14 protein-coding genes are annotated in these 20,384 nt (G+C 67.3%); 3 read left to right on the forward strand and 11 right to left on the reverse strand.

The genetic code is table 11. The annotated features are described in order from the left end of the window. From G3N92_RS17335 to G3N92_RS17355, 5 genes are all read right to left on the reverse strand, one after another. A partial coding sequence (locus tag G3N92_RS17335) for a polyketide synthase (RefSeq protein ID WP_241014845.1) occupies nt 1-1,578 on the reverse strand: 1,578 nt, incomplete at its 3' end. Between the two features lie 2 nt (nt 1,579-1,580). Then, complete coding sequence (fabD, locus tag G3N92_RS17340) at nt 1,581-4,040, reverse strand: ACP S-malonyltransferase (RefSeq protein WP_206128766.1); 2,460 nt, start codon at nt 4,038-4,040, stop codon at nt 1,581-1,583. 8 nt (nt 4,041-4,048) lie between these two features. Further along, the gene (locus G3N92_RS17345; RefSeq protein WP_206128767.1) at nt 4,049-5,707 is read right to left on the reverse strand and encodes a cyclic peptide export ABC transporter; all 1,659 of its coding nucleotides are present in this window, start codon (nt 5,705-5,707) and stop codon (nt 4,049-4,051) included. A gap of 13 nt (nt 5,708-5,720) precedes the next feature. After that, nucleotides 5,721-7,364 carry a cyclic peptide export ABC transporter gene (locus G3N92_RS17350; protein ID WP_206128768.1) on the reverse strand — a complete coding sequence of 548 codons (1,644 nt, stop codon included), beginning with the start codon at nt 7,362-7,364 and terminating at the stop codon, nt 5,721-5,723. A 274-nt stretch (nt 7,365-7,638) separates the two neighbouring features. Beyond that, nucleotides 7,639-8,271: a TetR family transcriptional regulator gene (locus G3N92_RS17355; RefSeq protein ID WP_206128769.1), complete on the reverse strand. Its 633-nt coding sequence runs from the start codon at nt 8,269-8,271 to the stop codon at nt 7,639-7,641. 126 nt (nt 8,272-8,397) lie between these two features. Between G3N92_RS17355 and G3N92_RS17360 the strand changes: the two genes are divergently transcribed. Next, a complete protein-coding gene (locus G3N92_RS17360; RefSeq protein WP_206128770.1) occupies nt 8,398-9,054 on the forward strand; it encodes a class I SAM-dependent methyltransferase in 657 nt (218 codons plus the stop codon). 359 nt (nt 9,055-9,413) lie between these two features. Here G3N92_RS17360 and G3N92_RS17365 read toward each other — a convergent pair whose 3' ends face one another. Together G3N92_RS17365 and G3N92_RS17370 are read right to left on the reverse strand one after the other, a co-directional pair. After that, entirely contained in the window at nt 9,414-10,406 is a 993-nt protein-coding gene (locus G3N92_RS17365) for a 2-keto-3-deoxygluconate permease (RefSeq protein ID WP_206128771.1), read from the reverse strand. A gap of 153 nt (nt 10,407-10,559) precedes the next feature. Then, nucleotides 10,560-12,083, reverse strand: a complete 1,524-nt coding sequence (locus G3N92_RS17370) for an altronate dehydratase family protein (RefSeq protein ID WP_206128772.1) — start codon at nt 12,081-12,083, stop codon at nt 10,560-10,562. A gap of 172 nt (nt 12,084-12,255) precedes the next feature. Here G3N92_RS17370 and G3N92_RS17375 point away from each other — a divergent pair, with 172 nt between their 5' ends. After that, nucleotides 12,256-12,969: a FadR/GntR family transcriptional regulator gene (locus tag G3N92_RS17375; protein WP_206128773.1), complete on the forward strand. Its 714-nt coding sequence runs from the start codon at nt 12,256-12,258 to the stop codon at nt 12,967-12,969. 15 nt (nt 12,970-12,984) lie between these two features. Here the strand turns inward: G3N92_RS17375 and G3N92_RS17380 are convergent, their stop codons facing one another. The 3 genes from G3N92_RS17380 to G3N92_RS17390 all read right to left on the reverse strand — a co-directional run bounded on the left by G3N92_RS17380 (nt 12,985) and on the right by G3N92_RS17390 (nt 17,013). After that, nucleotides 12,985-14,376 carry a GntP family permease gene (locus tag G3N92_RS17380; protein WP_206128774.1) on the reverse strand — a complete coding sequence of 464 codons (1,392 nt, stop codon included), beginning with the start codon at nt 14,374-14,376 and terminating at the stop codon, nt 12,985-12,987. A gap of 120 nt (nt 14,377-14,496) precedes the next feature. Beyond that, nucleotides 14,497-15,804 (reverse strand): histidinol dehydrogenase, encoded by a 1,308-nt coding sequence (gene hisD, locus G3N92_RS17385; RefSeq protein ID WP_206128775.1) that lies wholly within the window; start codon nt 15,802-15,804, stop codon nt 14,497-14,499. Nucleotides 15,805-15,948: 144 nt separating this feature from the next. Beyond that, nucleotides 15,949-17,013 (reverse strand): LacI family DNA-binding transcriptional regulator, encoded by a 1,065-nt coding sequence (locus tag G3N92_RS17390; protein ID WP_206128776.1) that lies wholly within the window; start codon nt 17,011-17,013, stop codon nt 15,949-15,951. A gap of 459 nt (nt 17,014-17,472) precedes the next feature. On the opposite strand from G3N92_RS17390, the gene G3N92_RS17395 reads away from it, so the two are divergent. Then, nucleotides 17,473-18,192, forward strand: a complete 720-nt coding sequence (locus G3N92_RS17395) for a hypothetical protein (RefSeq protein WP_206128777.1) — start codon at nt 17,473-17,475, stop codon at nt 18,190-18,192. Between the two features lie 91 nt (nt 18,193-18,283). On the opposite strand, the gene G3N92_RS17400 is transcribed toward G3N92_RS17395, so the two are convergent. Then, nucleotides 18,284-20,384 (reverse strand): TonB-dependent siderophore receptor (locus G3N92_RS17400; protein ID WP_206128778.1); only part of this gene is annotated, 2,101 nt, incomplete at its 5' end.

Raw genomic sequence — 20,384 nt, forward strand, 5'->3', positions numbered from 1 at the left:
CTCGCCGGCCTGAAGCGCGCGCAAGGCCGCGCCCAGCGCGCCGTAATCGCGCACCGCCCATGCGGCGCGCGCCGCCATCGGCTCGCGGCCGGTCTGCAACGTATGGGCGAGATCGCGCAACGGCACGCGCGGCGCCTGCGTCTCGATGAAGGCCAGCAGGTTCGCGGCGCTCTCGGCGAGCCGCGCCTCGTCCTTCGCCGACAACGGCACGACGTGCCAAAGCTCGCCCGCATCGGCGGGCAGCGCGTCCGGCGCGGCGCCCGCCTCTTCGAGCAGGACGTGCGCATTGCTGCCGCCGAAGCCGAACGAACTGACGCCCGCGCGCCGCGTCCGGTCCTCGCGGCGCGGCCACGGCGCGGTGTCTCGCTGGATCCGGAACGGGCTGCCGGAGAAATCGATCAGGTCGTTCAGCGCTTCGAAACCGACGTTGCCGGGCAACGCGCCGTGCCGCAGCGCGGCCAGCACCTTGACGATCCCGGCCACGCCGGCCGCGCCCTCGAGATGGCCGATGTTGGTCTTCACGGAGCCGATGCCGCAACTGTCCGGCGCGGGCGCCGTGCCGCGCTCGGCGTGCAGCGCGCCGAACGCCTGCTTGAGGCCGGCGATCTCGATCGGATCGCCGAGCGGCGTGCCCGGGCCATGCGCCTCGATGTAGTCGATCTCGTCCGGCCCCACGCCCGCGTCGCGGCACACCTGCGCGATCAGTTCGGCCTGCGCCTGCGGGTTGGTCACGGTCAGCGCGTTCGTGCGCCCGCCGTGATTCACGCCGATGCCGCGGATCACGGCATGCACCGGATCGCCGTCGGCCAGCGCGCGATCGAGCGGCTTGAGCAGCAGCATCGCGCCGCCCTCGCCGCGCACGTAGCCGTCGGCGCGCTGGTCGAAGGCCTTGCTGCTGCCGTCGCGCGACAGCATGCCGTTCTTCGAGAACGCCACGAAATGATTCGGCGACCAGATCAGGTTGACGCCGCCGGCGAGCGCCTGCTCGCATTCGCCGGACTGCAGCGCGCGCACGGCCTCGTAGACGGAGGTCAGCGAGGCGGCGCAGGCCGTGTCGTTGACGATGCTCGGGCCGCGCAGGTCGAAGTAATGCGAGATCCGGTTCGCGATGATCGAGAACGCGATGCCGGTGGGCGTGTAGGCGTCGACGTGATCGAGGTTCTTCTCGATCAGCTCGGCGTAATCCCAATGGCACACGCCCATGTAGACGCCGGTGCGCGAACCCGCGAGACGGCCCGCCCGGTAGCCGGCGTCCTCGATCGCGTGCCAGGCCAGTTCGAGCGCGAAGCGCTGCTGCGGATCCATCCAGGCCGCCTCGCGCGCCGAGATGTTGAAGAACGGCGCGTCGAAGCAATCGGCGCCTTCGACGAAGCCGCCCCAGATGCTCGCCGTCTTGTTGCCCTTGGCGGGATTGCCGCGCCAGGCCGCGGCGTCCCAGCGCTGCGGCGGCACTTCGCCGATCAGCGAACGCTGCGCGGCCAGATGGGCCCAGAATGCGTCGAGCGAATCGGCCTGCGGCAGGCGCACGCCCACGCCGATGATCGCGATCGGCGTCGCGGCGAATCCCGATGTCGTCATCTTCATGCTCCCGTACTGCGCATGGCGGCAAAGCGCCGGTTCAACAACGTCGCCGTTTCGTCCATCAGGCGATCCGCGAGCGCGGCCACGCGGCGCTCGCGCCAGGCATCGAGCGCGGTGCCGCTCACCCACTGATTGAAGGCGCCGAGCGCCGGGCCGCAGTGAATCTGGAAATCGACCTTGTGCGCCGTGTCGCCGGCCAGCGCCCAGCGCGTCGCATCCTTGAAATAGCGCTTGAAGATCAGCGCCATGCGGTATTTCGGATTGCGTTCGGCGCGCTCGATCTCGGCGGCCGGATAGGCCGCGCGCACCTCGTCGAACACGGTCTCGAAGCTGCGCTTGAAATAGCGCTCCTGGATCTGCTGGCGGGTCTTGTCGTCGATCTCGTCGAGCGCGCCGTACTGCCGGTGCAGCGCGACCAGCTTGCTGGCGCGCGCCGGGAAGAAGATGCCCTTCTTCAGCACCTGCACCTTCGAACCGAGCTCGAACATCTCGCCGGACGGCGCGTATTCGGTGTCGTAGGTGCGCATCTCCTGCAGCATGTCCTTGACCAGATCGCTGGTGCCCGCTTCCACCGTGCACTGATTGATCGAGCCGGTCAGGATGAAATCGGCGCCCATCACGAACACGGCCGCCGCCGCCGCGGGCGTGCCGATGCCCCCCGCCGCGCCGACGTAGATCGGCCCGAAGCGCGGCAGGCGCGCCTGGCAGGCGTCGCGCACGCCGAGCACGGCCGGCAGCAGCGTGAACGGCATGCCCTGATCGGTATGGCCGCCCGAATCGGATTCGACGCACAGGGCGTCGACCATCGGCACCTGCCGGAGCCACTGCGCCTCCTGCGCGGTGATCGCCCCGCTGTCGAGCAGCTTGGCGAGCATGCGCTCGGGCGCGGGCGACGCGAACTGCTCCGCGACGTCGGGCCGCGACACCTTGGCGATGATGCGGTTCGCCGCGCGGATGCGGCCGCCGTCGGCGCTCAGGCCCTTGGCGCGATACCGCACCAGCGCCGGCGTGACCTCCATGAACGCGGACGCCTCGATCACGCGCACACCGTGACGCAACAGCAGATCGGTGAGCTGCTCCTCGAGATGCGGGAAATTGCTGTGGGCGATGAAGTTGACGCCGTAGGGCGCGCCGGCCCCGAGCCGCGACTGGATCTCGACGATCGCCGCCTCCACTTTCGGCATCGGTATGCCGCCCACGCCGTAGAAGCCGAGCAGCCCGGCCTGGCCCATCGCCACCACCATGTCGACCGAGGCGATGCCCTGATACATGCCGCCGCTCAGGTAGGCATGGCGCACCCCGAAATCCGCGCAGAAATCGCGCGAGCCGAGCGAGCCGGCGGTGAAACCGGCGATGCTGGGGGCTGGGGCTGATGCCGGAGCAGGGGCTGATGCCGGAGCAGGGGCTGATGCCGGAGCAGGTGCCGATACCGGAGCCGATGCCGATACCGTCGCCTGATCCGAAGCCGTTGCAGCGAAACCCGCCGGCATTTCCACCGCCCGGGCCGCTTCCCGCGCCGCATCGGCCTGCCGCGCGGCCAGCGCCGTAGCCGCAGCCGTAGCCGCAGCCGCCGCTTCCTCGCGCGCGAGGCTCGCCGCGTCGAGCGGCCCGGCCTCGTTCCGGATCCGCATCACCATCGGCTTGACCACCGCCACCTCGTGCGATCCGATCTCCTCGAAATCGGCCGCGTCCACGCCCTTGGCCAGCAAGTAGCGCACGCTGTCCGACCAGCGCACGGGCGCCGCGATCTGCCGCACCATGGCCTCGCGAATCCGTTGCGGATCGTTCGCGTGCGGGCGCGCGCTGACGTTCGAGATGACCGGCACGGCCGGCGCGTTGAACACCACGCCTTCGGCGAATGCGCCGAAGGCGCGCTGCGCCTCGGCCATGAACGGCGTATGAAACGCGCCGCTCACCTGCAGCACCTTGTAATAGCTCGCGCCGCCGGCCATGAACAGCGGCTCGGCGCGTTCGATCGCGTCGCGCTCGCCCGAGATGACGATCTGGCGCGGCGTGTTGAAATTGGCCGCATGCACCGTGCGCAGGCCGTGTTGCGCCAGCAGCGCCTCGACCTGCCCGGCGTCCAGCCCCAGCACGGCGGCCATGCCCCCGCCCGACGCCTGCGCCATCAATTCGCCGCGCCGCTTGACGAGCCGCAGGCCCGTTTCGAAATCGAGCACGCCGGCCGCGAACAGCGCGACATATTCGGCCACGCTATGGCCCAGCAGGTAATCGGGGCGGCCTTCGGCGGCGCTGCGCTGCAGGTAGGCCAGCGCGCTCACCACGTACAGCGCCGGCTGGGTGAATTGCGTTTGGCCGAGCCGCTCGGCCGGCCCCTCGGTGCACAGCGCCTCGATCGAATAACCGAGCACGGCGTCGGCCAGCGCGACTTCGCGCGGAAACGACCGGAACAGCTCGCGCCCCATGCCGACGCGCTGTGCGCCCTGTCCGGCAAACATGAATGCCTTCATTGCAATCCGCCCTCTAGCTGCGCGCGCGTGCGCTCCCATTGCACCGTTCCCAGGTCGAACTTCACGACGCGATCGGCCACCGGCCAATAGCGTTCGTCATGCGTCACCGCCACCACCGTCTTGCCCCGCGCGCGCAGCCCCGGCAGGATTTCCATGTAGAACTGCTCGCGAAAATGCACGTCCTGCTCGGCCGACCATTCGTCGAAGGCGTAGATCGGCCGGTCTTCCAGCATCGCCGCGATCAACGCCAGGCGTTTGCGCTGGCCGGTCGAGAGATTCAGGTTGGTGAAGCCGCCGTCGCGATAGGCGACCTTGCCGGCCAGCCCCATCTGCGCGATCAGCCGGTTCACGTCCTCGGCGCTGACCTGCTCGCTGCCGTACAACCGGTCGAACAGGTGGAAATCGCCCCAGATGGCCGAGAACTGCTCGGACAGGCCCACCAGCGACGCGTTGTCGAGCGGCACACCGTCCACCAGGATGGCGCCCGCGTCCGCGCGGTAGAGGCCCGTGAGCAGCCGCGCCGCCGTGGATTTCCCGCTGCCGTTGCCGCCCACCAGGAACACGATCTCGCCGCGCGTCAGGTGCAGATCCCAAGGCCCCGAGGTGAACACCTTGCCGCCCTCCGCATCGCGGTGGCTGAACGCGATGCCCCGGTAGTCGATGCGCGCGAAACCCTCGAACGCCGCCGCGGCCGCGCGGGCCTGGGCGGTGGTGACGTGCTCGGCCTCGTCGAGCTGCTGCTCGATGCGCAGCACGCCCTGCAGGCCCACTTCGGCCCGCACGAACATCGGCGATTGCGCGACGATCTTCGAGAGCGCGCCCATGCAGAACAGCAGCGTCGGCACCAGTTGGAACACGATCATCCGCTGCCCGTCCAGGTAACGCGGGAACGCGAAGCCGACCACCCCGAGCATCAGGTAGGTGACGAAACTGCTGAGCAGGATCATCGACGCGAGGTGCTCGCCCGATTCCACCAGCATCGCCTCGGTCTGCTCCGACATGTCGCGGTAGGTCTCGTAGACGGCGTCGCTCTTGCGGCCGTTCAGGCGCACTTCCTTGAAGCCGTCGATGATCCCGTTGAGCACGTCGAGCATCGCGGCGTGCGTGGCGGCCACCTGCCCCAGCGATTCGCGGAACTGCCGGCTGATGCTGATATAGCCGAATACGCCGAGCGCCACCGAGGCGACGAACACGGCCAGCGCGGCGGGCGACAGATAGGCGAGATAGACCAGCGATGCGATCAGCAGCACGGCCTGCTGCACGCTGTCGACGAGAATCGGGAACGTGATCGACAGGTGATTGGTTTCCTGCGACACCGCGGCAATCAGTTGCCCGCGGCCGAGCTGATCGACCACCCGCAGTTCGCTGCGCCGCAGCTTGTCGACCACGCTCAGCCGCAGTTGCTTGAGCAGACGCTCGATGACGGCGTTGGCGCGCAGCAGCGCGATCCGGTCGCACGCGTAATAGATGCAGAAGATGCCGACGAAGGTCAGGCAGGCCGCCACGCCGGGCTGCTTGCCCTGCGCCACGTAGCGCGCCACGCTGTTGACCGATACCACCAGCAGCGCGTTGGCGAGGCCGGCGATCGAGGTCAGGATGGCCATCAGGCGCAACTCGCCACGGCTCGCGTGTCGGACGAAATCGAGGATTTTCATGGGCGCGGGCCGCTCAGGCGTGCGTGTCGGTGGCGCGCTCGGTCATCAGGCCGAGATCGAGCGTGATCAGGCGATCGCTCATGTGCCAATACTTGTCGTCGTGCGTGACCGCGATCACCGTCTTGCCGCGGCGTTGCAGTTCGGGCAGCAGCTCCGTGTAGAAGATGTCGCGAAAGCGTTCGTCCTGATCCGCCGCCCACTCGTCGAACAGGTAAATCTCCTTATCCTCGAGCTGGCTGACGATCATCGCCAGCCGCTTGCGCTGCCCGGTCGAGAGATTGTGGGTCGAGAAACCGCCGTCCACATACTCCACCTTGCCCGCCAGCCCCATGCGCTCGATCTGCGCACGCACGCGCGCAGGCTCGATGTGGTCGAGACCGTAGAGCCGGTCGAACAGATGGAAATCGGGAAAGATGCACGAGAACAGCTCGCGATAGCTTTGCAGCGTCTGCGCCGTGACCGGCACGCCGTCCACCAGGATCGCGCCCGCGTCGGGCCGATACAGGCCGCACATCAGCTTCATCGCCGTGGATTTGCCGCTGCCGTTGCCGCCGCGCAGGAACACGAGCTCGCCGCGCCGCAGCGACAGATCCCACGGGCCGCTGCCGAACAGCACCGCGCCGCCGGCATCCTGGTAGGCGAACTCGATCCCCTGGAACACGATGTCGCGAAAGCCTTCGAACGGCGACGGCGCATCGGGCGCCGGGCCGACGTTGAGGCCGGCGCGCGCGTCGAGGCGCTGCTCGAGCTTGAACACGTGTTCGAGTTCGATATTGGCCCGCGCGAAAATCGGCGCGGCCGCCGTCACCGCCGTCACCGGCCCAACGCAAAAGATCGCGGCAACCGCGATCTTGTAGATGATGCCGGTATAACCTGAAAAAAATATCGGCAGAACGAAAATCACCACGCCCAGCAATGCATATAAAAATGCATTGCTGAACAACAGCAGCACCACCCATTTCCCGCCTACCCCGCTCACCAATGTTTCGAGTCGCTCGACGATTTGGGTATAGCGGCGAAACAGCGAATCGTTTTTATCGGCGTTCAGCCGAATTTCCTGAAAACCATCGGTGAAATGGCTCAGGGAATCGAGCATTTGCGCTTCCTGAACGTGCACCGCGATCATCGCGGCATCGAGCGTTTTGCGGCGCTGCCAGAAATACGAAATACCGAAGATCGTGGCAGATGCGATCACCGCAAACGATATCGGGGACAACAATGCGATATAAAGCATGCAGAACGCGAACAGGCAGACGCTTTGCGCGGCGCTGACCAGCAACGGGAAATTCTGCGATACCTGGCCCGCTTCCTGAGCCAGCGTCGCGAAGATCTCGCCGCGCCCGATCCCTTCCAGCGCGCGGAGTTCGGCGTGGCGGATCTTGTTGGCGATGCGCAGGCGGAGCGCATCGAGACGCTGTTGCAAGAAGCGGTTCGCTTCGCGCAGCGAGGCGCGGTTCGCGATGTAGAAAATCGCGAACGCAATCAAATAAAGCAAAGGTAACTTGGTATCGATCGATTGGGCGCGCGCGGCTTGATTCGCGGCGGTATTGATCAATGCGATCAGAATGATGTTGGCCAGGCCCGCCAATAACGTAATGTATATCGAGCTCTTGATCCGCCCCGGCACGTCGGTTCTGAGTAATTCAATGATATACATTGGCCTGGTCTATTTATTACATCAAACTTACCGCCCACACGCCCCTGCCTGCGGGAAATTTCGACTCGCCGATCGATATTGTTTCAGTTATTTGAACCGAAATTCCTACGTCATCTGGATTGAGCGGTGCATTTAATACCACGCCAATCCAAAAAATGTCAAGAAAACGTTAAACGGCGATTTTTTATTACGCTTTTTTGACGAACGCAACGAAAAATAGCGGCGCCTCGGCGGGGATCGGCGGCGGCCGGCACGAGCTTACCGCCCGAATATTTCAGCGGTGTCCCAGCTCGCGCAAATAGGCATCGAGCATGTCGGCCATCGCGTCGGCATAGGTGCGGATCTCGGCCGCCGTGCGCGGCTTCTCCGAGAACTGCTTGCCGACCGCGGTCAGCGTCGCCACCACCAGCTCGCCCGCCAGCGCGAGCCGGGCGGCCGGCGCATCGGGCAGCGTTTCGCGCATGAACGCCTCGATCACGCCCTCGCTCGACGCGCGCGCCTCGTGCGCTTCCGGCGCGTCGCGATAGAGCGGCTCGGCGTCGTTGAGCGCCACGCGCATGTCGGCCTCCTCGCATTCGGAACGGATGAACGCATGCACGACCTTGCGCAGCCGCACGAGCGGCGCATCGCGCACGTCCTCCAGGATCGCGCGCAGCATCTCGGCCGTGCGCCGCCATTCGTCGGACTGCAGACGAAACAGGATGGCCGCCTTGTTCGGGAAATACTGGTAGACCGAACCGACGCTCACGCCGGCCTTCTCGGCCACGCGCGCCGTGGTGAAGCGCGCCGCGCCTTCCTTGGCCAAAACCTGAATAGCCGCCTCGAGAATGGCCGCGACCAGTTCGGTCGAACGAGCCTGCTGCGGCGCCTTGCGCGCGGAAATACGGGGGGATCGGGAAGTGGCCATGGCGTGCTTTGGACGTCGAAACAATGCGAATAGGAAATGCGACGAAGCCGTCGTATTCTAGAACGCGACAGATTCATCGCATTTTACCGACGCGCCATCCGGCGCTCAACCGTTGACGGAGCCTTCATGAGCACCCTGACCCAAGCCCCGCTCGCCCCGCTGCTCGACCGCCTGTTCGAACAGGCCGCGGCGGCCACCAGCCCCGAACTGGCGCGCACGCCGAAAGCCGAACGCGATCGCCTGCTGCGCAGCAAGACCGAATACCGCGATCTCTACACGCGGCTCAAGGACCTCTGGCTGCCCGTGTCGCGCGACACCGGCACGCTGCTCTATATGCTCGCGCGCGGTTGCCGGGCGACCGCCATCGTCGAATTCGGCACCTCGTTCGGCATCTCGACGCTGCACCTGGCTGCCGCGCTGCGCGACAACGGCGGCGGGCGGCTGATCACCAGCGAGTTCGAGCCGTCGAAGGTGATCAAGGCGCGCGAGCACCTGCACGCGGGCGGCTTGCATGATCTCGTGGAGGTGCGCGAGGGCGACGCGCTGGAAACGCTCGCCGCCGGCCTGCCCGACAGCATCGACCTGCTGCTGCTCGACGGCGCGAAGGCGCTCTACACCGACGTGCTCGACCGCGTGGAAAGCCGCCTGCGGCCCGGCGCGCTGATCGTCGCCGACAACGCCGATTTCAGCCCCGACTATCTGGCGCGCGTGCGCGCGCCGTCGAGCGGCTATCTGTCGACGCCGGTCGGCGACGACGTGGAACTGTCGATCCGTCTGGGCTGAGCATCGGGCCTCGTGCGCGATGCGGTTTTCGGCGGGGGCCGCGCCTTCCGCGCCGTGATTGAACCGGCGAAGCGGCGCGTGTCCGCTTCGCCGGCTTTCGTCGTTCGCGCCGGCTTGCGGCGTCGAAGCGCAACGCCTGCTCGTCGCGCCGCGAGACTGGCCGAGAAACGCACGCGGCCGCATGGTTGGAAATGCGATGAATGCGATCGCTTCACTGCGTTTTCGATTCGCGTTGGGCCGGCAAGTCCGTTCAGGGGCGAGAGCGCGGCCGCGCCTTGCTCGGCGTACGCATTACGCGTGCCGTCGTTGCCTCGGCAACTGGCCATACGAACAAGCCCGGCCAAAGCCGGGCTTGTTCGTCACGCGTCTACCGTCGCCTGTTCCGGCTGCGACACCTCATGCGGCGCGTCCCGCCGCCCCGCCTCGCGACGCGTGTGCCACCGCGCATAAGCCGCCGTGGCCAGCGGCGCGAGCAAGGACGTGACGATCGTTGAGGCCGCGATCTGCGGCGTGGCCACCGCCACCAGCGCGCCGAGCCGCGGGTCGACCGCCGCGATCGCCGTGGGCGTGGCCACCGCGTTGCCGGCCGTGGTGGCGGCCGCCATGCCGCCCACCCCGGTGCCGCCGGCCAGCCGCGAGGCCAGCACGTTGAACACCGCGCCGGCGGCCAGCGTGATCAGCCCGAGCAGGATGCCCGACAGGCCCGCGCCGAGGATCGCGTGCAGGTTGATCTGCGCGCCGAGGCCGAACGCGAAGAACGGAATCAGCAGATCGCCGCCCGATTTGAGGAAGCGGCGCATGTCCGCATCGAGGTTGCCGAGCACCATGCCGATCACGATCGGCAGCACGGTCGCGACGAGATCGATCACGGGGATCTTCGCGAGGCCGGACAAACCGAGCGCCACCATCGTCACGAACGGCCCTTCGAGAATCGACAGCACGGCCAGCGCGCCGCGATCCATGTCGTCGCCGAACTGGCGCGTGAGCGCCGCATACAGCCCCATGTTCGCGTTGGTCACGGCGGCGATCACGGCCATGCCCGACAGCCCGAACAAGCCTTGCGGCCCGCACAGCTTGCTGACGGCCAGGCCGATCAGCACGCCGCTGGCGAGCTTCGCCAGCGTGATGACCGCGCCGTTGCGCAACGCGCGCGGCGCGGTGCGCAGTTGAATCTCCGCGCCCATGCAGACGAAGAACACGGCCAGGATCGGCAAGGCGCCGTGCGCGAGCTGGGTGGAGAAGCTGCCGATCGACAGCACGTGCGGGAAGAAGGTATTGAGCACGCTGCCCCAGAGCAGCGGAATCACCATCATGCCGCCGGGAAAGCGCTCGATGGCCTGTTTGATTTTCATGCGGAGTCTCCGTCCGGATCGGGCGCGCAGCGCGGCGCCTCGCCGGAATCTGATTGGTATTGCTGAGCAATTCAGCCGCGCGACGGCAACGGCTGTCGTGTGCGGCGAGCGACATGGGAAGCGGCGGCATGCACGCCGCCACTTCCGCCGGTCTTACATCTGCGCGCCGATCATCCAGGGCACGAATTCCTCGTTGCCCACGCCGAGCGCCTCGCTCTTGCTCTTGCCGCCCGAGGCCACCTCCACGATCATCCGGAAGATTTCCTCGCCCTTCTGCTCGACCGACGCCCCGCCGTCCATGATCTCGCCGCAGTTGATGTCCATGTCGTCCACCATGCGCCGGTACATCGCGGAATTCGTCGCAACCTTGATCGACGGCGCGGGCTTCGCGCCGAAGCACGAGCCGCGCCCCGTCGTGAACACCACCAGGTTCGCGCCGCTGGCGATCTGGCCGGTCGCGCCCATCGGGTCGTAGCCCGGCGCATCCATGAACACCAGGCCGTGGGTGTCGACCGGCTCGGCGTAGCGGTACACGCCCATCAGCGGCGACGAGCCGCTCTTGGCCACCGCGCCGAGCGATTTCTCGAGGATGGTGGTCAGCCCGCCGGCCTTGTTGCCGGGCGTCGGGTTGTTGTCGATGCTGCCCTTCTCGCGCTCCGCATACGATTCCCACCAGTGGATGCGCTCGACGATCTTCTCGCCCACCTCGCGGCTCACGGCGCGGCGCGTCAGCAAATGCTCGGCACCGTAGATCTCGGGCGTTTCGGTCAGGATCGCGGTGCCGCCGTGGCGCACCAGCAGATCCACCGCCGCGCCGAGCGCCGGGTTCGCGGTGATGCCGGAGTAGCCGTCCGAGCCGCCGCATTGCAGCGCCACGCTGATGTGCGACACCGGCAGCGGCTCGCGTTGTGCCTGGTTCGCCACCGGCAGCATGCGTTCGACGGCGGCGATCGCGGCGTCCACCGTCTTCTGCGTGCCGCCCTCTTCCTGCATCACGAGCGGCACCAGCAGCGGCCCCGGCTCGACGCCCTCGGCCACGAACATCGCGCCCATCTGATTCGCTTCGCAGCCCAAGCCGATGATCACCACGCCGGCGAAGTTCGGATGCCTGACGTAGCCGCCGATGGTGCGGCGCAGTTGCTGGATGCCCTCGCCGTTGTGATCGATGCAGCAGCCGAAGCTGTGCGTGATCGGCACGATGCCGTCCACGTTCGGGTAGGCGTCGAGCGCGCCCGGCGCGCTGAAATGCTGGGTCACGAGCTTGGTGACGGTGGCCGAGCAATTGACGGTGCTGATCACGCCGATGTAGTTGCGCGTGGCCACGCGGCCGTCGGCGCGGCGAAAGCCTTGAAAGCTCAGCGGCTCGGCGGCCGGCGAGACGGGGCGCAGATCCTCGCCGAACGCGTAGTCGCGGTTGAACTCGCCGATCGACAGGTTGTGCACGTGCACGTGATCGCCGGCGCGGATCGCCTGCGTGGCGAAGCCGATGATCTGCCCGTAGCGGCGCACCGGCGCGCCCTGCGCGACGTCGCGGCAGGCGATCTTGTGGGCGGGGGGAATCTCGGCGCTTGCGACAAGATCGTCGAATTCGGCGAGAATCGTTCCCGCGGCAAGCGCGCCGCGGGCGATCAGCACGTCGTCGTTGTCGTGCAGTTTGATGGCGAGCGTCGAGCTCATGTCATGCCTCCTGATTGTGGGGTCGGGCTGCCGGGCCGCGCGTGTCATGTCGAACGCCGCACGCGCTGGGCCGGGGTGCAGCCATCATGCGGCGCGCCTCGCGGCCCGCGCAAATTGGTCAGGCCACTTTTCGGGCCGGCCGGCAGACCAGCAGAACGAAGGTGGGAATCGAATGAAAAGCACGGGTGCGCTGAATCAGACCGTCCGGCAGATCGAGACAGGCATTGCGGAAGGACGCTGGCTCGCGGGCGGACGCCTGCCGGCCGAACGCGCACTGGCGGAAACGTTCGGCGTGTCGCGCGCCACGGTGCGCGAGGCGATCGCGCGGCTCGTCAGCAAGGGGCTATTGGAAACGCGGCACGGCAGCGGCGTGTACCTGCTCGGCAGCAAGCCGGTGGGGATCGCCGCGCCGTGGATGCAGCTGATCGCGGAAACGCCGCCGCTGCGCTCGGAAACGCTCGAATTCCGGCTGGTGTTCGAATGCGCGGCCGCGCGCTTCGCGGCGCAGCGCGCCTCGGCGCGGCAGATGGCGCAGTTCGAGGCGATTCTCGAACGGATGCACGCGGCCGTGCACGAGGCCGACGTGGATGAGGAAGCGCGCACCGACGGCGAATTCCACGCCACACTGACAGCCGCCTCGCACAACCGGCTGCTCGACCAGTTCTACGCGGGCGTCATCACGATGCTGCGCGAACACATCGCAAGCAATACTTACGATGCCACCGTCAACAACGCGAACGCGGCCGTGCAGGCGCGCGACCGCCTGTTGCAGCACGAAACCATCTATCGCGCGATCCGCGACCGCAACCCCGACGCGGCGCAGGACGCGATGTTCGTGCACATCGATTACGTGGGGCGGCAGTTCAACGTCGAAACGGCCGGCTGAACGCCGCCCGCGCCGTCACACCAGCCCGGTGGTGTAGAACACGGCGATCGCCAGGAACGACGCCGCCACCTTGATACCCGTCATGAAGAAGATGTCGCGATACGACTCGCGATGCGTGAGCCCCGTGACGGCCAGCAACGTGATCACCGCGCCGTTATGCGGCAGCGTATCCATGCCGCCCGCCGCCATCGAGGCCACGCGGTGCAGCACCTCAAGCGGAATGCCGGCCGCGTTGGCCGCGTCGATGAAACGGTCGGCCATCGCCGCGAGCGCGATACTCATGCCGCCCGACGACGAGCCGGTGATGCCCGACAGCAGGTTGATCGTCACCGCCTCGTTGATCAGCGGGTTCGAGATCGACTGCAACGCGTGCGCCACGGTCAGGAAGCCCGGCAGCGCCGCGATCACCGCGCCGAAACCGTATTCGGACGCCGTGTTCATGGTGGCCAGCATCGCGCCCGCCACCGCGGCCTTCGAGCCGTCGGCGAACTTCTCGCGGATCGACGCGAAGCCGAACGCCAGCACCACCACGATGCCGCTGCACAGCGCGCCGAGCACGGCCCAGATCGCGACGATCTTGGCCGTCTCGACCTGAATCGGCGTGCTCATGCCGGGCAGGCTCACGCTGAACGTGGGCGCGTACCAATGCGGAATCAGGCGCGTCAGCAGCAGGTTCACCACGCCCACCACCACCAGCGGCGCGAGCGCCACGAGCGGATGCGGCAGCCGCATGTCGGCCGGCGTTTCCGGTTCGTTGCGCAGGTTCGCGCCGTAGCCCTCGCCGCGGCGTGCGGCGCGGCGCGCCTGATATTCGAGGTAGGCCACGCCCGCCAGGAAGATGAACGCCGAGCCGATCAGGCCGAGCCACGGCGCGGCCCACGAGGTGGTCTTGAAGAACGTGGTGGGAATGATGTTCTGGATCTGCGGCGTGCCCGGCATCGCGTCCATCGTGAACGTGAACGCGCCGAGCGCGATGGTGGCCGGCATCAGCCGCTTCGGGATGTTGCTCTGACGGAACATTTCGGCCGCGAACGGATAGACGGCGAACACCACCACGAACAGCGACACGCCGCCGTAGGTCAGCAGCGCGCAGACGATCACGATCACCGGAATCGCGCGCTCGCGGCCGAGCACGCCGATCACCGCCGACACGATCGAGCGCGACGCGCCCGACAGCTCGACCAGCTTGCCGAACAGCGCGCCGAGCAGGAACACCGGGAAATACAGCTTGATGAAGCCGACCATCTTGTCCATGAACAGGCCGGTGAAGATCGGCGCGGTCATGGACGGATCGGTGAGCAGCACGGCGCCGAGCGCCGCGATGGGAGCGAACAGAATCACGCTGTAGCCGCGATAGGCGGCCAGCATCAGAAAGCACAACGCTGCGAGAGCGATGAGGACACTCATGACATTCCCTTTCGTGTATTTGTCGTGCGCCGGGTTGGGAAGCCGGCGACCTATGGCGACGCAGCGCGCGCCGCACGATGCGGCGCGCGCTGCGCGATCTCCTCCTGCGGGGGGCGGGCCCTACTCGGCCGCGCCGCCGTACGGCACGTCCTTGTGGCCGTAGCGGCGCACGCGCACGTTGGCCTGCTCGCCGTGGCCGGCGAAGCCCTCGAGCGCGCACAGGCGCGACGTGTATTCACCGACCATCGCCGACGCCTCGTCGGTCAGCACCTTCTGGTACGTGCAGGTCTTCAGGAACTTGCCGACCCACAGCCCGCCCGTGTAGCGCGCCGCCTTCTTGGTCGGCAGCGTGTGGTTGGTGCCGATCGCCTTGTCGCCATAGGCCACGTTGGTGCGCGGGCCGAGGAACAGCGCGCCGAAGTTCGTCATGTTGGCCAGGAAGTAATCGGGATCCTTCGTCATGACCTGCACGTGCTCGAACGCGAGTTCATTGGCGATCCGAACCATTTCCTCGTCGCTCTCGGCCACGATCACCTCGCCGAACTTCTGCCATGCCTGGCGCGCGATATTGGCGGTGGGCAGGATCTCGAGCAGGCGCTCGATCTCGCGCATCGTGTCGCGCGCGAGCGCCTCGGAGGTGGTCAGCAGGATCGCGGGCGAATCGGGGCCGTGCTCGGCCTGGCCGAGCAGGTCGGTGGCGCAGATCTCGCCGTCCACGCTGTCGTCGGCGATCACGAGCGTTTCGGTCGGACCGGCGAACAGATCGATGCCGACGCGGCCGAACAACTGGCGCTTGGCTTCCGCCACGAACGCGTTGCCGGGGCCGACCAGGATGTCGACGGGCGCGATGCTCGCCGTGCCGATCGCCATCGCGCCCACCGCCTGAATCCCGCCGAGGCAGTAGATCTCGCTCGCTCCGGCCATGTGCTGGGCCGCGACGATCGCCGGCGCGGGCTTGCCGTTGAACGGCGGCGCGCAGGTGATGATGCGCTTCACACCGGCCACGCGCGCCGTGATCACCGACATGTGCGCCGACGCCAGCAGCGGATACTTGCCGCCCGGCACGTAGCAGCCGGCCGCGTTGACGGGGATGTTGCGATGGCCGAGCACCACGCCCGGCAGCGTTTCCACCTCGATGTCGCGCATCGATTCGCGCTGATGACGCGCGAAGTTCTCGACCTGGGTCTGCGCGAATTCGATGTCCGAGATATCGCGCTTCGAGAGCTGCGACAGGCAATCGTCGATTTCCTTCTGCGTCAGCCGGTAATCCTCGCGATCGAGCTTGTCGAAGCGGATCGACAACTCGCGCACGGCTGCGTCGCCGCGCGCCTCGATGTCGGCGAGCGTCGCCTCGACGGTTTCACGCACTTCCTTCGCGGCGGACTTGATCACTTCCGCTTCCGCGCCTTGCTTGAGCCAGACAGCCATGGGGCACCTTTCGTATCGGTTCAGGGGAATTTGCATACGTATGCAAATCAGATTGCATACGTATGCAATTGCCGCCAATGTACGAGAATCGGCTCGCTCGCGCGAGCTATCGTTAACCCGGAACGATGTGGAAAACCGACGCGCTCAGCCGACCCAGACGCGCCGGCCGTCGCGCGCCTCCAGGCCGCCGGCCGGCAGCCGCGCGGAGCCGCGCACGATCAGCTCGCCGGCCACCACCTCCTGCACGGTGGGCGCCTGCGCGTCGGCCAACTGCTGGAGCACGAGGCGCGCGGCCCGCTCGACCATCTCGTCGAGCGGCTGGCTGTAGGTGGTCAGGCCGAACAGCGGCCAGCGGCCCATGTCGATGTCGTCGAAGCCGACGATCGACACGTCCTCGCCCACCGCCAGCCCGAACTCGGCGCGCGCGACGCTGATCGCCACCAGCGCCATGTGGTCGTTCGCGCAGAAGATCGCATCGGGCGGGCGCTTCGCGCTGAGCAGCGCGCGCGCGGCGCGCTCCGCGCCGTCGGCCGAATAATCGCCGGCCTCCTGCTGGATGCGCTTCACGCCGTGGCGCGCGAGGCCGGCCTTGAAGCCTTCCTCGCGGTCGCGGTTGGTGGACGATTGCGCGAGGCCCGCCAGGTAGGCGAAGCGCGCATGGCCGCCCGCCACCAGGAATTCGGCGAGCCGCGCGGCGCCGTCGCGGTTCTGGCCCGTCACGCTCGACGCGGCCGTGCTGTCGGTCTTGCGGTTGAACATCACGACGGGCAGGCCGATCTGCAGGCATTCGTCGGCGAAGCGCGACGAGAAGCTGGTGGAGATCAGCACCAGCGCGTCCACGCGGTAGCGCAGCACGTCCTCGAGGATCGGATCGGCGCCGGCCTTCGCATCGGTGGGGAACAGCAGCGCGCGGTAGCCGGCCAGCGCGAATGCGGCGGACAGGCGCTCGAGCGCGCGCTGGTAGAACGGGTTGCCGTTGGCCGGCACCACCACGCCGATCACGTTCGAGCGGCGCGTGATCAGCGAGCGCGCCACCAGGTTCGGGCGATAGCCGAGCTGCGCCGCGGCCGCGATCACGCGTTCGCGGGTGGCCGGCGCGACGCTCGCGCCGGGCGTGAACACCCGCGACACCGCCGATTGCGAAACGCCGGCCAGCCGCGCCACCTCGTGCGCGGTCGCCGGACGACGGGGCGAAGATCCCTCGGCCATACCTGTAGTCACCCTTCCGATTGGCTTCCCGCATGACGAAGCGCGGACGCCGCGGGGCGCATCCGGTGCCGGCGACGATAATCGACGGTGCGCGACGCTGTCAAATCGGCAACCCGCAGCAGCCGCGCACCGCCTACACCGGCCTCGCTGGCCGCCGGTTGCGCGAATGCGGTCCTGCGCGATCGACCAGCCGAGGCTCTCGCGCAGTGCTGACGCCGTATTGCTTCGACATACGCGATAAAAGCGGCGAGGCAACGAATGCGTGGTCGCGAAACCGGCGCGCGTGGCATTGATCGCACGGTTGCCATGGCCGCCCCCGATCCAATTCCCATATCAAATAGCAACCGGCAAGCGCGACACGCATTTCACCGGCATCGGCCTTTTCGGCTTCATTTCACTTTCCTTGCCGATGTCTTTCGATATAATCCCCTGCAAAAAAACCGGGGGTAAAAGCAGGACATGATTCGACTCGAAAAAGAAAAAATCACGCGCCCCGTCGCGAAGCCTCAGGACGTGCCGGTCGCGACGCCCAATCCGAGCCTCAATGGAAACGCCACCCGGCCCGCAGACAGAAAGATCGGTGTTCCGCTGGGTCTCGGCATTCTTTTCCTTCCGTTCATTTTCGTCTGGTTCCTGTTGCGCAAGGGCTATGGGAAGCAGGCTCGCATCATCTGCTTCGGCTGGATGTTCGTCTGCGTCTTTCTCGCGTCCACGAACGACAAGCCGAACGACGCCTCGTCCAAACAGGCGGCGACGCATGCCGCGGCGCAGGCCGAACCGGCTTCGGCGGCCCCGGTCGCTGCGCCCGCGTCCGAAGCGGCCGCGCCGGTGCAGGCAGCGGCAAGCCGCATCACGCCGGAATCCATCGTGACGTTCCCCAAGGGCATGGTCACATGCGTGACGTCGGAGTCGCTGAGCGACGTCATCGCGCTGACGCTCGCCCACAAGGCCACGAAACTCGCCTCGCATTTCAAGGGTAAAAATGCCGATTGCGTCATGCTCAATGAAAAACGGCATTACAAGATCATCGACATCCACCCGTCGGGCACCAAGGATTGGCCCGACGCGGCAATTCTCGAAATCGTCGGCGTCAACGTCGACGCAACGAGCAAAGGCGCGTTCGGATTGGTGACGGATGCGAACGACGACAGCGTCGTTCACATCGTCGAGCCGGGTTAGTCCGCCGCGAAGAACAGCGAACGGGCGCGCGCCGTGGCCGCGGCGATCGACACGCGCGGCCCGTTCGGCTTCTCCGCCGCGTCCCCTCCCCTCAGAAATCCGCCGTCACCGACAGCCACGCCATGCGCGGCGAGCCGCCCACCACATACCCCGACGGATTCGATTCCCAGTAGCGCCGGTTCAGCACGTTGGTGATCGACGCCGTGACGACCATCGGTGTATGGCTCGCCTTGAACGCGTAGCGCGCGCCCACGTCGAAGCGCGTCCAGCCCGGCACCGCCTGCTGATTGGCCGCATCGACGTAGGTCGGCCCGGTATAGATGACGCGCGAGGTCAGCGTCAGCCCGCTCAGATACGGCAGATCCCATTCGCCGCCGAGCGTGAGCTGCGTGTGCGGCACGCCGATCGCGAACCGGTCGTCAGTGGCGCCGCCCGCCGTGCCGTGCTGCCGCGCGTCGAAGAACGTCACGCCGCCCAGCACGCGCACGCGGCGCGTGAGCTCGCCGTAGGTGGTCAGCTCGATGCCGCGATTGCGCTGCAGGCCGTCGAGGCTGTAGATGTGCGAGGTCGGATCGGTCACGCCGTTCGGCACGTCGATCTGGAACGCGGCCAGCCCGAAGCCGATGCGCCCCAGATCCACCTTCGCGCCGACCTCGTATTGCTTCGATTTGTACGGCGCGAAGATCGCCCCCGAATTGACGGCGGTCGACGGCGGCGTGGGGCCGGGCGTCAGCCCCTCGACGTAATTGCCGTACAGCGAGAGCTGCCGGATCGGCCGGATCACGAGCCCGGCCATCGGCGTGTAGACGCTGTCGTCGTACTCGCGCGTGACGCGGCCGGTGGTGCTCGAATAGCTCTTCGAATCGACGCTCTGACGCCGCACGCCCAGCGTCAGTTGCACGAGATCGTGATGCCACGACATCGTGTCGGCCAGCGCGATGCTGCGCGTGGTCAGCTCCGACGCCTTCGATTCCGGATACGACGACGTCACGGCGCTGCCGGTGGCGACCGGCACGTAGATGTTGCTCAAGTAGTTCGCATACGCCGTCTGGCCGAGCCGGTACACCTGATTGAGCACGTTCGCGCTGACGGTGGCCTCGTGATCGATCGGCCCGGTCGTGAACTTGCCGCGCACGCCCGCCTCGCCGGTCACGGTGTCGTATTGCCCCTGCTGCCAGGCATTGGTGCCGACGTTCACGTCGCCGCGGCTGTTGATGATCGTGCCGCCGCTGGCCTCGCGCTTGTTGAAGTGGAACGTGTTCGCACCCACCGCGCCGAACACCGTCACGCGTTGGGTCAGGTCGTATTCGGCGCGCACCATGCCGGTGGTGCTCTGCGAGCGCGAATAGTCGTACGGCTGGCTCAGGTTGACGGCCGGGTTCGGCGCGGCCGGCACCACGATGCCCGATTGCACCGCGTAGCCGCGCTCCTGCGCCTCGGTGCGGTCATTCTGATAGATGAAATCGCCCGACAGCCGGAAGCGGTCGCCGCGATAGTCGAGGCCGAGCGAGACGTCGCCGCTGCGCGCGGTGGCGCTGTCGTACGGCGTCGAGCCGCCCAGCATCGACGCGTTGAACCGCACGCCGTACTGATCGTCCGAGCCGAAGCGGCGGCCCACGTCGAGATGGCCGCCGAACATCGCGTCCGACGAGTAATTGGCGCTCACGCGCGTGAGCGGCGCGTCGTCGGCGCGCTTGGTCACGATGTTGACGTTGCCGCCCACGCCGCCGCCCGGCGCCATCCCGTACAGGAATGCGGCCGGCCCCTTCAGCAGCTCGATCCGTTCGACCGAATCGGTGCCGATCCGCCAGTTCGGCGTGAGGCCGTACAGGCCGTTCAGCGCCACGTCGCTGTTGGCCACGCGCAGGCCGCGGATCGTGAACGCGTCGTAGCGGTTGCTCGCGCCGATCGAGGTGCGCACCGACGGATCGTTCGCGAACAACACGTCGGCGATGCTGCGCGCCTGGTCGTCGCGAATCTTCTTCTGCGTGTAGCTCGTGACGCTGAACGGCGTATCCATCGCCGATTTCGTGCCGAGCACGCCAAGCTGGCTGCCGGCCGCCACCTGCCCGCCCGCGTAGGGCGCATCGATCGCCGCCGGGCCGCGCGAGGCCGCCACGGCCACCGTGGGCAGCAGCACCTGGCCGACCGGCCCAGGCGCGGGAGCGGCGCGCAGCGCGAAGCTGCCGGCG

Origin of the sequence: Burkholderia sp. Ac-20379 (assembly GCF_017104645.1) — a bacterium.
Taxonomy (GTDB): Bacteria; Pseudomonadota; Gammaproteobacteria; order Burkholderiales; family Burkholderiaceae; genus Burkholderia.